14 protein-coding genes are annotated in these 12,782 nt (G+C 43.0%); 6 read left to right on the top strand and 8 right to left on the bottom strand.

Features of this window, described 5'->3' with window-relative positions; genetic code table 11:
- Positions 1-49 precede the first annotated feature (49 nt).
- The 3 genes from NZ583_00720 to bioD are packed head-to-tail and all read left to right on the top strand — an operon-like array spanning position 50 to position 1,596.
- Positions 50-691, top strand: coding sequence for a redox-sensing transcriptional repressor Rex (locus tag NZ583_00720; protein MCS7280141.1), 642 nt, complete (start codon positions 50-52; stop codon positions 689-691).
- Between the two features lie 12 nt (positions 692-703).
- On the top strand, positions 704-904 hold the full coding sequence (locus NZ583_00715; protein ID MCS7280140.1) for a hypothetical protein: 201 nt from the start codon (positions 704-706) through the stop codon (positions 902-904).
- Entirely contained in the window at positions 901-1,596 is a 696-nt protein-coding gene (gene bioD, locus NZ583_00710; GenBank protein ID MCS7280139.1) for a dethiobiotin synthase, read from the top strand. Before NZ583_00715 ends, bioD begins: the two co-directional genes overlap by 4 nt.
- Here bioD and NZ583_00705 read toward each other — a convergent pair.
- Together NZ583_00705 and NZ583_00700 are read right to left on the bottom strand one after the other, a co-directional pair.
- Positions 1,593-2,780 (bottom strand): pyridoxal phosphate-dependent aminotransferase, encoded by a 1,188-nt coding sequence (locus NZ583_00705; GenBank protein ID MCS7280138.1) that lies wholly within the window; start codon positions 2,778-2,780, stop codon positions 1,593-1,595. The genes bioD and NZ583_00705 overlap by 4 nt on opposite strands.
- Positions 2,781-2,782: 2 nt before the next feature.
- Positions 2,783-3,973: a pyridoxal phosphate-dependent aminotransferase gene (locus NZ583_00700; protein MCS7280137.1), complete on the bottom strand. Its 1,191-nt coding sequence runs from the start codon at positions 3,971-3,973 to the stop codon at positions 2,783-2,785.
- Between the two features lie 274 nt (positions 3,974-4,247).
- Here NZ583_00700 and NZ583_00695 point away from each other — a divergent pair, with 274 nt between their 5' ends.
- Genes NZ583_00695 through NZ583_00685 form a run of 3 tightly spaced genes read left to right on the top strand, consistent with a single transcriptional unit; the run spans position 4,248 to position 7,073 of the window.
- Entirely contained in the window at positions 4,248-5,297 is a 1,050-nt protein-coding gene (locus NZ583_00695; protein ID MCS7280136.1) for a TRAP transporter substrate-binding protein, read from the top strand.
- Positions 5,219-5,776, top strand: coding sequence for a TRAP transporter small permease (locus NZ583_00690; GenBank protein ID MCS7280135.1), 558 nt, complete (start codon positions 5,219-5,221; stop codon positions 5,774-5,776). Before NZ583_00695 ends, NZ583_00690 begins: the two co-directional genes overlap by 79 nt.
- Complete coding sequence (locus NZ583_00685; GenBank protein ID MCS7280134.1) at positions 5,769-7,073, top strand: TRAP transporter large permease; 1,305 nt, start codon at positions 5,769-5,771, stop codon at positions 7,071-7,073. Before NZ583_00690 ends, NZ583_00685 begins: the two co-directional genes overlap by 8 nt.
- On the opposite strand, the gene NZ583_00680 is transcribed toward NZ583_00685, so the two are convergent.
- From NZ583_00680 to dsrM, 6 genes are read right to left on the bottom strand one after another with little or no spacing between them, the layout of a single operon-like run.
- Positions 7,074-7,922, bottom strand: a complete 849-nt coding sequence (locus NZ583_00680) for an ABC transporter permease (GenBank protein MCS7280133.1) — start codon at positions 7,920-7,922, stop codon at positions 7,074-7,076.
- The gene (gene nrfD / locus NZ583_00675) at positions 7,910-9,073 is read right to left on the bottom strand and encodes a polysulfide reductase NrfD (protein MCS7280132.1); all 1,164 of its coding nucleotides are present in this window, start codon (positions 9,071-9,073) and stop codon (positions 7,910-7,912) included. Before nrfD ends, NZ583_00680 begins: the two co-directional genes overlap by 13 nt.
- A 6-nt stretch (positions 9,074-9,079) precedes the next feature.
- Positions 9,080-9,814, bottom strand: a complete 735-nt coding sequence (locus NZ583_00670) for a 4Fe-4S dicluster domain-containing protein (GenBank protein ID MCS7280131.1) — start codon at positions 9,812-9,814, stop codon at positions 9,080-9,082.
- Positions 9,815-9,818: 4 nt separating this feature from the next.
- The gene (gene dsrJ, locus NZ583_00665) at positions 9,819-10,199 is read right to left on the bottom strand and encodes a sulfate reduction electron transfer complex DsrMKJOP subunit DsrJ (GenBank protein MCS7280130.1); all 381 of its coding nucleotides are present in this window, start codon (positions 10,197-10,199) and stop codon (positions 9,819-9,821) included.
- Positions 10,180-11,736 carry a (Fe-S)-binding protein gene (locus NZ583_00660; GenBank protein MCS7280129.1) on the bottom strand — a complete coding sequence of 519 codons (1,557 nt, stop codon included), beginning with the start codon at positions 11,734-11,736 and terminating at the stop codon, positions 10,180-10,182. The genes dsrJ and NZ583_00660 overlap by 20 nt, the downstream gene beginning before the upstream one ends.
- Before the next feature lie 35 nt (positions 11,737-11,771).
- A complete protein-coding gene (dsrM, locus tag NZ583_00655) occupies positions 11,772-12,782 on the bottom strand; it encodes a sulfate reduction electron transfer complex DsrMKJOP subunit DsrM (GenBank protein MCS7280128.1) in 1,011 nt (336 codons plus the stop codon).

Genomic DNA, 12,782 nt, shown 5'->3' with positions numbered 1-12,782 from the left:
GCTGATATTACAAATAGATCAATAATTTTAAAAAATTAGAGAGGGTAAGGTGGCAAAACACGCAAAGATACCGGAGGCCACAATAAGGAGGCTTTCCAACTACCTCAAATGCTTAGAAGAGCTCGAGTCCAAAGGGGAAAAGGTAGTATCGAGTGCCACTTTGGCCGCCATGTGTAATGTGAACCCAGCTCAGGTTCGGAAAGACCTTGCCTATTTTGGCGAGTTTGGTGTAAGGGGGATGGGTTACAAGATAAAGGACCTCCAAAATCACATAAAGGACATTTTAGGGATAAACAGGGAGTGGAGGATTGCAGTTGTTGGAATAGGGAATCTGGGAAGTGCCATTCTCGTCTACAAGGATTTTTTGAAACAGAATTACAAGATAGTTGCGGCCTTCGACATAGATCCGGTCGGTGTTACGGGACGGATTTCTGAAAGGCTTGGAAGGCCAGTAGAAATACTCCACGTGGATACACTTAAAGAGGTGGTGAAGCAGAGGAATATCGAGATAGGTATAATAACCGTACCACCGCAGGAAGCCCAAAAAGTAGCAGATCTTTTGGTGGAGGCAAACGTAAAAGGGATTCTTAATCTTTCACCTGTCCCTGTGAGAGCCCCTGAGCATGTCAAAGTGAGGAACTTATTTTTTACTGCCGCTTTGGACAGTCTCGTATATTATCTTTCAAAGTAAAAAGGGGTTGCTATGTTAGGAGAAATCGTTGAGGTTTTCATCTACTCGGCCCTCTATGTTTTTATTCTCACCGTCGGCGCAAAGATAATATTTGCCGCATTTTCGCTTGAATTCGAAAAAAGGATAGCCCCTAATGGATCAATAGGACTATCGATCATAATCTCTTCATTTTTCATCGGAGTGGCCTTAATCTTCATTGCTTTGGCAAGATGATGAAGGCGATCTTCGTGACAGGAACAGGCACAGGTGTGGGAAAAACAGTTGTTGGAGGCGCACTCTGTAGCTACCTTTCTCTCAAAAAAGGCTTAAAAGTCGGAGTTATGAAGCCGGTTGAGACAGGGTGGGATCCAAAAAATTCAGATGCTATGACATTAAAGGTCCTTTCGGGTTCCGAGGATCCGATAGAGGAAATAGTACCGTATAGATTCGACCTACCAGTTGCACCCCTTGTGGCAGCAAGATCGGAAAAAAAAGATATAGATCTTGGTGTTCTTGATGAAGTTTATAAGAAGCTGCTTTCGAGACATGATTTGGTTATTGTAGAAAGTGCCGGTGGAATACTCGTTCCAATAAAGGAGGGTTTTTTCTTTTTAGATCTCGTAAAAAGGTGGAACGTACCAGTCCTTGTCGTCTCTGAGAATAGACTAGGTACAATAAACCATACTCTCCTTACCTGCCATTATTTAATTTTAAAAAATGTTCCCGTTTTAGGTGTGATCCTCAACAATAAAGAAGAAGAGTTGGATATCTCTGCACAATCGAACGCCTCTGTCCTAGAAGAGTTCCTCCCTGTACCCTTTTTGGGGTCCTTTCCGTATCTTGGGAAAGTAAAAATATGGGATTTGAGGGAGAAATTAGCTGAATTCTTCGAATCTTCCATCCGTCACAAACTACTTCCGCTCTAATCTTTCTCTTTTAATGTTCTCATGGCTTCAAGAAAGTATGGTCTCGACCTTTCTATGATTTCGTACTCAACACAGTAGGCCAACCGAAAGTGGCCAGGTTTTCCAAAACCCCGCCCTGGCACGGCAAGTATGCGGTGTTTTTGTAAGTGTCTTACAAACTCTATATCGTCAGGAATGGGTGATTTGGGGAATATGTAAAAAGCACCGGAGGGTTTGATCGTCTCAATTCCTGCTTCAATGAGTATGCTATATATTGCATCCCTTTTTTTCTGGTATTCTCCAATATCAACGCTATTTTTCTGGAATCCTTTAACAAGCCTTTGCATGAGCGCAGGAGCGTTGATAAAACCCAAAGTTCTATTGGCAAAAACCGCAGCCCCGATGAAATTATCCGCCTCCTCCATGAGGGGGGAGATGGCAACGTATCCAATTCTTTCTCCTGGCAAGGCCAAATCCTTGGAATGGGATATGACAACTACTGTGTCCTCATATATTTTGAAGAGATCGGGAAATTCTATATTGTCGTAGATGAGTTTTCTATACGCCTCGTCCGCTACAATAACTATGGTTTGGTTTCTTTTCTTTTTCTCCCTAAGAATAGAAGAGAGTTCTAAAAGTTCGTCTTTAGTGTATACCACTCCTGTTGGGTTATGCGGAGAGTTTATTATTATCGCCTTTGTCCTCTCATTTATGGCAGCCTCAATTGCCTCCAGATTTAGATGGAAATCCTCCTTTGTTTCCACGAGTCTCATAACACCACCGTGGTTGTCTATGTAGAATTTAAATTCCACAAAGAAAGGGGATGGAACTATAACTTCGTCTCCCGGATCGAGCAAAGCCTTAAGCACAACATTCATTCCACCTGCTGCCCCAACCGTCATTATTATGTGATTCTCGGTGAAAGGAAGACCGGTATTTTCCCTATAAAGACTCGCTATCTCACTTCTTACGTCTTCGTAACCGTTATTCGGCATATATCGATGGATGCCTTTCTCATGGGAGCTCACAATCCTTATAAGTTCCTCCTTTACCTCCTTAGGAGGTTCTGTGGAAGGGTTACCCAAAGTGAAATCGAAGATGTTTTCCTCGCCGTATATTTGTTTGAGTCTTACCCCTTCTTCGAACATTGCCCTTATCCATGAAGAGTCCTTCATAAGTTCGGATATCTTTCTCGAGACGGCCATCACTACCTCCTTTTTAGGTATTTCTCACCGATTCTTCTGAAGCCATCAAGGGAGGCTAAGATAGTCTCCTTGGGAACACAGTATGCGATCCTAAAGTATCCCTTTTTCCCGAATCCCCGACCGGGCACAACTAGTATCCTTTCCTCCTGAAGTTTCCTTACAAATTCAAGCTCGTTTTTAAGGGGAGATTTGGGAAACATGTAAAAAGCACCCATCGGTTTTACACATTCAAACCCTGCATCGATAAGGGCATTGTAAAGTATGTCCCTCTTTTCCTGGTATTCCGCAATATCGACTGAATTATGCTGGAATTTACTCACAACTCTCTGAAAAAGGGCCGGAGCGTTTACGAAACCTAAAGCTCTCGAAGAGATCATAAAGGCAGAAACGAGAAGATCAACCCACTCTATCTTTGGGGATATGGCAATATAGCCAATTCTCTCCCCTGGCAGGGCGAGATCCTTTGAATGAGATGTGACGGAAATTACAAGGTCATAAAGGGAAAAGAGATTGGGAAGGGAGATATTATCGTAAACTATCTTTTTATAGGCATCATCGGAGATCAAATAGATAGTCTTACCCTCCCTTCTTCTGCTTTGAAGGAGCAAGGAGAGATCCTTTAATACATCCTCCCTATATACCACTCCTGTTGGATTGTTTGGGCTATTTAGGAGGATAGCCTTGGTTCTTTCTGTTATTAGAGCGTCTATGGCATCTAAATCGAGCTGAAAATCTTCCTTTGTCTTTGCAAATCTCACTCTTCCACCAAAATTTTCAACGTAATTTTTAAATTCCCAAAAAAAAGGAGTTGGGATTATAACCTCGTCTCCCCTGTTGAGTATACTTTTTAGAACAACGTTAAGACCACCGGCACAACCGCAAGACATAAAAACGTGCTTTGCTGTAAAAGGGAGACCGTATTTCTCAGAAAGGTATTCGGCGATCTCTGATCTTACGTATTCATAACCACTATTCTCCATGTAGCGATGCATCCCTTTTTCTTCATTTTTTAAAAGCTCGATAATCCTCTCTTTTACTTCCCTTGGCGGTTCCACATCCGGATTTCCGAGCGAAAAATCGTAGACGTTTTTTTCTCCGTACATTCTTTTGAGTCTCATCCCTTCCTCGAACATTCTTCTTGTCCAACCTTCCTGTGCGGCAATGAGTTGACTTAGCTTTTTTGAAATTATCATCGCTCCCTCCTAAAATAAAAAGGGCCACGGTTTCCCATGGCCCAAAAAAAAGAGCCATGGGTTTTGCACCCATGGCTCAGTGCCTAAAGAGGCACCTGAATCATGGGTGCCAGTTTCTAAAATAAAAGTAAAAACCTGAAAGTTTGACCACTCTTTCCATTGTATGAATATTTATTAGACTAAAGATTTTCGTTTGTCAAGGTTTTCTACAAAAGAACTTGACAAGTCCGGATGTTCTGTAATACAAAGCTAAAAATCTTAAGGGAGGTTAATGATGAAAGCCAAATGGTTCATCTTAAAAGCCCTGATTCTTTTTGTTTTTTGTTCATCCGTCTACGCCGACGTCATAAAGCTTAAGGCAGCAAACTATCTACCCACAACTCATCCCATGTCCTTGCTTACGGCATGGTTCTGCGAAGAGGTAAAAAAGAGGACAGGAGGCCGTGTGGAGATTGCGTATCATCCGGGAGGAACTTTGCTTTCGCCTGTAAAGATGTACGATGGGGTGTTAACTGGAATTGCGGATCTCGGTTTTTCTCATATCCAGTATACGAGAGGAAAGTTCCCGGTTATGGAAGTCTTCGATCTTCCACTCGGTTTTCCCAGTGGATGGGTAAACACGCAGGTCTGCATGGACTTTTACAATAGGTTCAAACCAAAAGAGTTCGATGACGTCCAGGTTCTCTATCTTACGCCAGCTGGTGCGCTTATCTTGCAGACAACGAATAAGCCTGTAAAGACTCTCGAAGATCTAAAAGGCCTAAAGATAAGGGCGACGGGTCAGCTTGCAGATGTCTATAAGTATCTTGGTGCTGTGCCGGTACCACTTGCCATGCCCGAGGTTTATGAGTCATTAAGGAGAGGAGTAATAGATGGTGTCAGTGTGGACTACTCAACACTCAAGTACTGGAAGTTTGCAGAGGTTGTAAAATATGTGACCTCCACTTGGAAGGTAGGAACGACCATAACCTTCTATTTCGTTATGAACAAGAAAAAATGGGAACAGATACCCGCGGATGCCCAAAGAATCATTATGGAAGTTGCCCACGAAGCAAAGGAGAGGCAAGCAAGACTCTGGAACGAAATGGACTTAGAGGGTATTGAGACCTTTAAAGCGCAAGGCGGCCAGATCTTTGACTTAACTGACGAAGAGGCGAGAAAATGGATAAAAGCCGTTGAACCTGTCATAGCGGATTACAAAAAGAGCATGGTGGAAAAAGGGTTTAAAGCATCGGATGTGGATGGATGGATCAAATTCATAAAAGAAAGAATCGATTACTGGAAGAAGGAAGAGAGGGCAAGAAGGATTCCTTCTCCGTTCTAGGAACGATGGACAGATTCATACTCAACGCAAGTAAGCTCATAAGCGTAATTGCAGGGCTTAGTCTAACGGTAATGATGTTTCTCACCTTTTCAGATGTTGCGCTTAGGGCTTTGAAGCGGCCGATAGTTGGGACGTATGAGATGGTATCTTTACTTTTGGCTCTAGTTGTGGCACTTGGGCTTCCGCAGGTCTCTTTGGAAAGGGGCCACGTCTATATGGAATTTGTAGTGGAACGCTTAAAAGAAAGGACGAAGAGAATAGTCAACACAGCCACGAGGCTGTGTGTGATTTTTCTCTTCGTCTTAGGCGGTATATACCTTCTGGACGTTGGAAGTTTGTACAAAAAGTCGAAGGAAGTCACAGCCACAATGAAGATACCTTTCTATCCTTTTGCCTATACTTGCGCTATTTGCTGTTTTATGCAGAGTTTGGTCCTCATAAGGGAAGTCGTAAATCTCTGGAGAAAAAGAAATGAGTGAAGTAAATGTTGGATTATTAGGTCTCGGCATCCTCCTACTTCTTTTCGCAAGTGGAATCGAACTCGGCTTTGCTATGGCGCTTATTGGATTTTTGGGATTTACATACACCAACGGATTTCACGCCGCCGCAAACCTCCTGGCCCGTGACCTTTTTGAGGTAATAACAAATTACGGATACTCAGTTTTTCCCCTCTTTATCCTTATGGGCCAGATAGGTTTTAACGCTGGGATTGCGGCTCGGCTCTATGATGCAGCTCACAAGTTCATAGGGCACATACCGGGTGGACTCGCCATGGCAACTGTTTTAGGTGCTACTGCATTCAAAACAATATGTGGGTCATCCGCGGCTACATCCGCAACCTTTGCCAGTGTAGCGATTCCAGAAATGCAAAGGTTCGGCTACAGTCCTAAGCTTTCGGCGGGTGTTGTGGCAACTGTTGGAACGCTAGGTGTTATCATTCCGCCGAGTGTAACGCTTATCATCCTAGGGATACTGATGGAACAATCGATAGGCCAGCTCTTCCTTGCTGGGATAGTACCGGGACTTTTAATCGCTGGGTTATTTTTAGGAATAATCTACGTCTGGGCGAGGATCGATCCCCAGATAGCTCCGAAATCGGATAGATTCGGGTGGAAAGAAAGGATCAGGTCTTTACCAGAGGTCTTCTGGGTGCTTGTCGTTTTTATCCTAATAATAGGGGGTATTGTAAAAGGCTTTTTCACGCCCACTGAGGCGGCGGCTGTTGGAGCTTTCGCAGTACTTTTGCTTTCGGTTGTAAAAAAAGATATTACTTTCAAGAAGTACTTCCAGTCGGTTAAAGAGTCATTGCGAACATCCATAATGCTACTCATGCTCATTTATGGCTCGACAGTTTTTGGGCATTTTATTGCGGTAACCCACATACCGCAAATTGTGGCAGACTGGGTAAGTTCACTGGATGTCCATCCCTATGTGATCATGGTAATCATATGCTTCATATACCAGATTGGAGGCTCATTCATTGATGATCTGGCGTTTCTCATCCTTGCTACCCCGATCTTTTATCCAGTTGCTGTAAAGCTCGGTTTTCACCCTTTATGGTTCGGGATAGTAATCGGGGTTGTTGCCATGATAGGAGTTGTTATTCCTCCTGTGGCAATATGTGTCTTTGTTGTGAAAAACATAACGAAGATTCCGATGGGCGTCATCTACAAAGGGGTTTTGCCTTTTCTTATATCACTTGTTATTGTCTGGATATTGCTCTTTATCTTTCCTGAAATCGCCCTTTGGCTTCCGTCCGTTTTCTTCGAGATCTAGTTATCTTAAGTATGAGAGACGTTTTTTTGGATCGAATATATCGCGTAAAGCTTCACCCAAAAGGTTATAGCCCATAACAGCAAAGAATATGGCGAGTCCAGGAAATAGACTAAGCCACCAAGCCACTTCCACACACTCCTTGGCCTGCGTTAAGATGTTTCCCCAGCTAGGTGTTGGTGGCTGAACACCAATGCCCAAAAAGCTTAAAGCCGATTCCAAAAGGATCGCTCCGCCGATACCGAAAGTGGCAACTACGTAAACGGGAGAGAGGGCATTTGGGAGAATATGAGAGAATATGATTCTGAGTTTCGAAAGCCCCATAGCTTTTGCAGCAAGCACATAGTCTTTAGTCTTTATGCTTAGAATCTCAGCCCTCACAAGCCTTGCAACTCCCATCCAGTTCGTAAGCCCTATAACGACCATTATGTTCCATATGCTGGGTTCTAAAAAAGCAATAACGGCCAATATCAAAAAGAATGTTGGAAAACACATCATGAGATCCACAATCCTCATTATTAGATTGTCAACGAATCCCCCATAGTATCCCGATATCCCACCCAAAAAGACCCCTATAAGTACCGATATTCCAACTGAAACGAACCCGACAAGGAGTGAGATCCTACTTCCGTAAACGACCCTCGCAAAAACATCCCTTCCTAACATGTCTGTACCAAAGGGATGCTCATAGGAGGGTGGGGCTAAGATGTTTTTCAGATCTGGTTCGTAAGGACTGTGGGTGGCGAGAAGAGGTGCAAATATGGCACAGCCAAACATGGGCATCAAAATTATAAGGCCTGCCCTTCCGAGACTACTTTTCCACAAAGCCTTTAGGATCCCTAGTCTTTCCAACTGACCACCCTTTTCACCTCAACTGTTATCTTTACAAGAAGTGTTAAGATCAAAAATCCAAAAGACCATACACCGATTGTGATTCCCACTTCCTCGAATGTCGGTACGTATCTCGAAACGGTATCCTCATATGTGGGATTAAATCCCCCAACTACCAAAATCAAACCCTTATCGAGCCATATGGCGATTACTAAAAGGATGAGTATCGGAAGAAAAAGTGCATGCTTTTCTGAAAGCTTTGGCCAAGTAAGAAGAACAAAAGAAAAAATGGAAACAAAAAGCGAACCCCAACTTGCCGGCACAAGCATTCTATCGTTCTTATAACCAAAAAATACGTAGCTTAAGTGGCTTACGTGTTCGGGATGCTCACCGTAAAATACTGTGAAAAGTTCAATAAGGATGAAGAAGATGTGAACGGAAAGGGCATAGGCTACGGTTTTCCTTAAGATTTGCAAAGCTTTCTCGCCCACAAAGAAACCTTCAAGCTTTGTAAGTAGCCGGCATAGTATTAAAAGTATGGCCGGCCCAGACGTAAAAGCAGAGGCCAAAAATCTGGGTGCCAAAAGAGCAGATGCCCAAAAGGGTTTCGCTATGAGCCCGCAATAGATAAAGGCAGTAACAGTGTGGATGGCTATAGCGAAAGGGATGGAAATAAAAAAGAGAATCTTTGTCCAGGACGGAGGGTCAATCTCTGTACTTATGGCACTAAGGTTCGACCAACCGAGTATTACGTTTATGATGAGGTAGGAAGAAAGGACAATTACGTCCCAAAAGAGGAGTGAGTGAAAAGAAGGATAAAGAAAGATGTTAAGTACTCTCTCGGGCTTTCCAAGATCCACAAACACAAAGGCTATTGCGACAAGCACTGATACGGCCGCAAGAAATTCAGCAAGGACTATTAGAGTTCCGTACGCTTTTACCCCATGGAAATAGTAAGGCACAAGAATCATAAAGGCTGAGGCGGCAACACCTACAAAGAAGGTAAAATTCGCTATGTATAGACCCCAAGAGACATCTTTTCCCATCCCAGTAATTCCAAGCCCTAAAGATAGCTGCTTAAGATACATAACAAAACCGAAAGTTACACCAAAAAAGAGAAGACTGAGCCAGAGCCAGTAAATTTTTGACCCTTTGAAGGCCTTTTCGATCATAATCCCTCACAAAATGTAAAAAACAGAAGGATTGGTTCCAAGGTGGGGTTTTCTTACGATCCCCACTCTTTCCCTTAAAAGATCAGAGACAGACGACTTATCATCGAGAAGATCTCCGAACTTTAAAGCCGACACAGGACAGACTTCCACACATCTAGGAAGAAGTCCCGTAGCCAACCTCTCTTCACAGAAATTACACTTTTCAACGACTCCAATGGTTCGCAAAGGAAAGTCCGGGTTTATTTTTCTTAGGTAGTTTTTTGCCTCCTTCCAGTTAAAGCTTCTTGCACCATAAGGGCAGGCCGCCATACAGTATCTACAGCCTATGCATCTGTGGTAATCCATCATTACTATGCCGTCCTTTCTCTTCCAGGTGGAGCGGGTGGGACAGACTTTTACGCAAGGAGGATTAGCGCAATGGTTACATAGTAAAACCACAGGAAGACTTGCCAATCCCTTTGCTTTAAGGTCCGGAAACTCATTTTTGAAGACCTCTCCAAAAGGTCTTACCCAAATCCACATGATCTTTTCTTTTTCATCCCCTATATCTGGGACGTTGTGGAGTTCGTGGCAGGCATCCACACACACTCTACAGTCTTTTAAGCTCCAACAGGTTTTTAATTCTAAAGCCATGACATATCTCTTCTCAGTCTTCTTTTCTGTCGAAGAGAAAAGGTAAGGACTAAAAAGACCGAAAACGATCCCCATTCCAAAGAATTTTAATAAATCCCTCCTTTTCATCTTGTTACCCCTTGGGAACGACGTGGCACCTAAAGCATTTTGGAGTCACACCAATGTATCCGTGACACCTGTCGCAGAAGGCTTCTTTTTCCTTGTGGCATCCAAGGCATGTACCCGAAAGACTCATCTTGTATTCTTTCCCATCCTCTTTCAGATAGAGTCTCTCATTCTTTCTCACAACCGAATCCCTCCAAAGATCTAAAAGTTTCATGTGGTTTTTCCTCATGTATGAAGCTTCTCTAACACACTTGTTTATCCTTTCTACTTTAAGTTCAGGTAAGTATTTCGGTCTGCCAAAGAAGATGTTATACCAGAAAGGGGAAGTAAGAAGGCAAAGAGCGAGTATCAAACCTGTAACTACCTTTCTACTGTCGTAGATCTTCATTATTTTTCCCACTTGACAGAGGTTCGCCACGCAAATCCTTTGTTCTTTCCATTTCTCCTGTCATAACTAAGGCATTACCTACAAGCTCGTGAATCCCGCAAACATCAACACCGCCTACCCAGTATTCGAATAATGTGGGGAGTGATGCTTTGTCTATAGCGCACATGCAAGCAACCATGTTGACCCCGTATTTCTCTTTTACGTACTTTACCGCATAAGCCCTGGGAAAACCTCCTTTTAGCCTAGCCTCTAGATTCTCGTCAGCTCCCAATCCGGCCCCACTTCCGCAACAGAAAGTCTTTTCCCTTATAGTGTTCTCTGGCATCTCGTAAAATCTATTACATACGTTCCTCAATATGAATCTTGGTTCTTCAAAAAGTCCCATGCTTCTTGCCGTATTGCACGAATCGTGAAAGGTTACAACCCATTTGTCGTTCCTACTTTTATCCAGTTTTAGCTTGTTGTGGAATATGAGATCCGCGGTAAACTCAGCTATGTGGACCACCTTTGTTGATTTTGCATTTTCAAATCTCGTGCCGGTTATAGGGGAGACGGGCTCTTCGAGGAAATCTGCAGGCCCATTTATCGTATCCATGTACTGGTGTATCACCCTCCACATGTGTCCGCACTCGCCTCCGAGTATCCATTTTACCCGGAGTCTTTTTGCCTCTTCGTATATCTTTGCGTTGAGCTTCTTCATAAGTTCATAAGAGTGAAAAAGTCCAAAATTTCCACCTTCTGACGCAAAAGCGCTCCATGTGTAGTCGAGTCCTACTTCATGAAAGAGCATAAGATAGCCCAAAAGCGTGTACCAGTGCGGGCTTGCAAAGTAGTCTGCGGAAGGGGCAACAAAAAGAACTTCCGCGCCTTTTTTGTTTATTGGAACATCTATCTTTATCCCTGTAAGCTCTTTGATTTCGTCCACTGCAAATTCCATTGTTTCTTTAAAGGCAAGCGGCGGTACACCGAGGTGGTTGCCGGTTCTGTAAGAGTTAGATGCGGGCTCAATGATCCACTGGATATTGCAGCCTAAAAGATTTAGAAGTTCTCTTCCCATCATTGTAATTTCGCATGTATCTATCCCATACGGGCAGTAAAGGGAACACCTTCGACATTCGGTGCATTGGTAAAAATAGTAAAACCATTCTTTGAGAATCTCCTCCGTCAAATCCCTTGCTCCAACAAGTCTACCAAAGATACGCCCCTGGAGGGTGAAATACCTCCTATACACTGACCGGAGAAGCTCAGCCCGCAAAACTGGCATGTTTTTTGGATCACCAGTTCCGATAAAGAAATGGCATTTATCCGCGCATGCCCCACATCTTACGCAAACATCCATAAAGAGTTTGAATGACCTATATCTGTTAAGGAGCGTTTTCATCCCTTGGATAATGATCTCTTTCCAGTTATGAGGAAGACCCCAGTCTTCGTTGTGGGGCTGCCACTCGCGTGCAAAAGGAAGATCCAAATATTTTTGATGTTTTACAGGAGCACCAAAGCAGTACGTACCCTTTTTGAACTCTACCTTTTTGTCCATCCAGTCTTCGTTTAGATCTATTTTCTTTTTTTCTTTCAAGGCCCCTTTTCCTCCTTATCTAGCGGAATATTCGCTTCCTTTAGCATATCCCTATACTCCTCTTCCCATTCTTCATAACTTTTTACTTTCACTGGATAGTTCCAGGGATTAATGTACCTCTTTTGCCTACTATTGTTCGGTAGGTTTCTTGTAGGAGAAAAGAATACTCCCTTTGCGTGGACGAGCTTGCTATAAGGAAAATAGACCAAAAGGACAGAGACGAAAAATAGATGAACGTAAAATGTAAGACCGACCTTGCTAGGAACATGCGGATTGAAGGTGAAAAGACCTATGCAGAACCGTTTGACATCTAAGAGATCGACTCTAAAAGAGTGTTTAAGGAGAATGCCCGTCAAAACCAGAGTGAGGATCAAAAGGAGAATGAAGTAGTCGCCAAAAAGGGAGATGTATTTTATCTCTTTGGAGAGGATTCTCCTTAGGAGAAGACCTACCGTTCCAACAAGAACGAGTACTTCTGTCAAAGAAAGAGAAGGGAGGGATAATTCGAAAAACTTGTCGATACGGAGAATAAGGTCTAAAAAGAAGGGAGTCGGTTCGAAAAAGAATCTTAAATGTTTGAGAACGATCACTAAAAGAGAGTAATGGAAAATCATGGCCAAAAACCAGAGTCCCTTTTTTGGTGTAAAAACAAGCCATCTGGATTCGTGCGTTTTGACCATTTCGTTCCTCAGTAAAGACCTAAATAAGAGTACTTCTGTGATCATTCTAAGTATCACTCCAAATTTTGAATGCGGACTTTCCACGTAACTTGTACGTATCCATCGAAAAGACTTATTTTGGCCTGCAGAAAGGGTTATGTTAAAAGGCTGAGGCGATGTGCTCCAAAGGACTACCCTGTGTATGGAGCCCAAAAAGAATATTGCTAGCGCCAAATAAGGAACGACAATCGAGAACAAAAACTCTAGTTTCAAAATACCAACACCGATAATGGGAATCGTAACTAAAAATATGGTGAAAGTTAAAGCGTATATTAGCTTTGTCGACAC

This window comes from Thermodesulfobacteriota bacterium (genome assembly GCA_025062045.1).
Lineage (GTDB): Bacteria > Desulfobacterota > Syntrophorhabdia > Syntrophorhabdales > JANXAF01 > JANXAF01.
The sequence above is the reverse complement of the archived record's forward strand: the minus strand, read 5'-3'. Positions and strand labels throughout refer to the sequence as shown.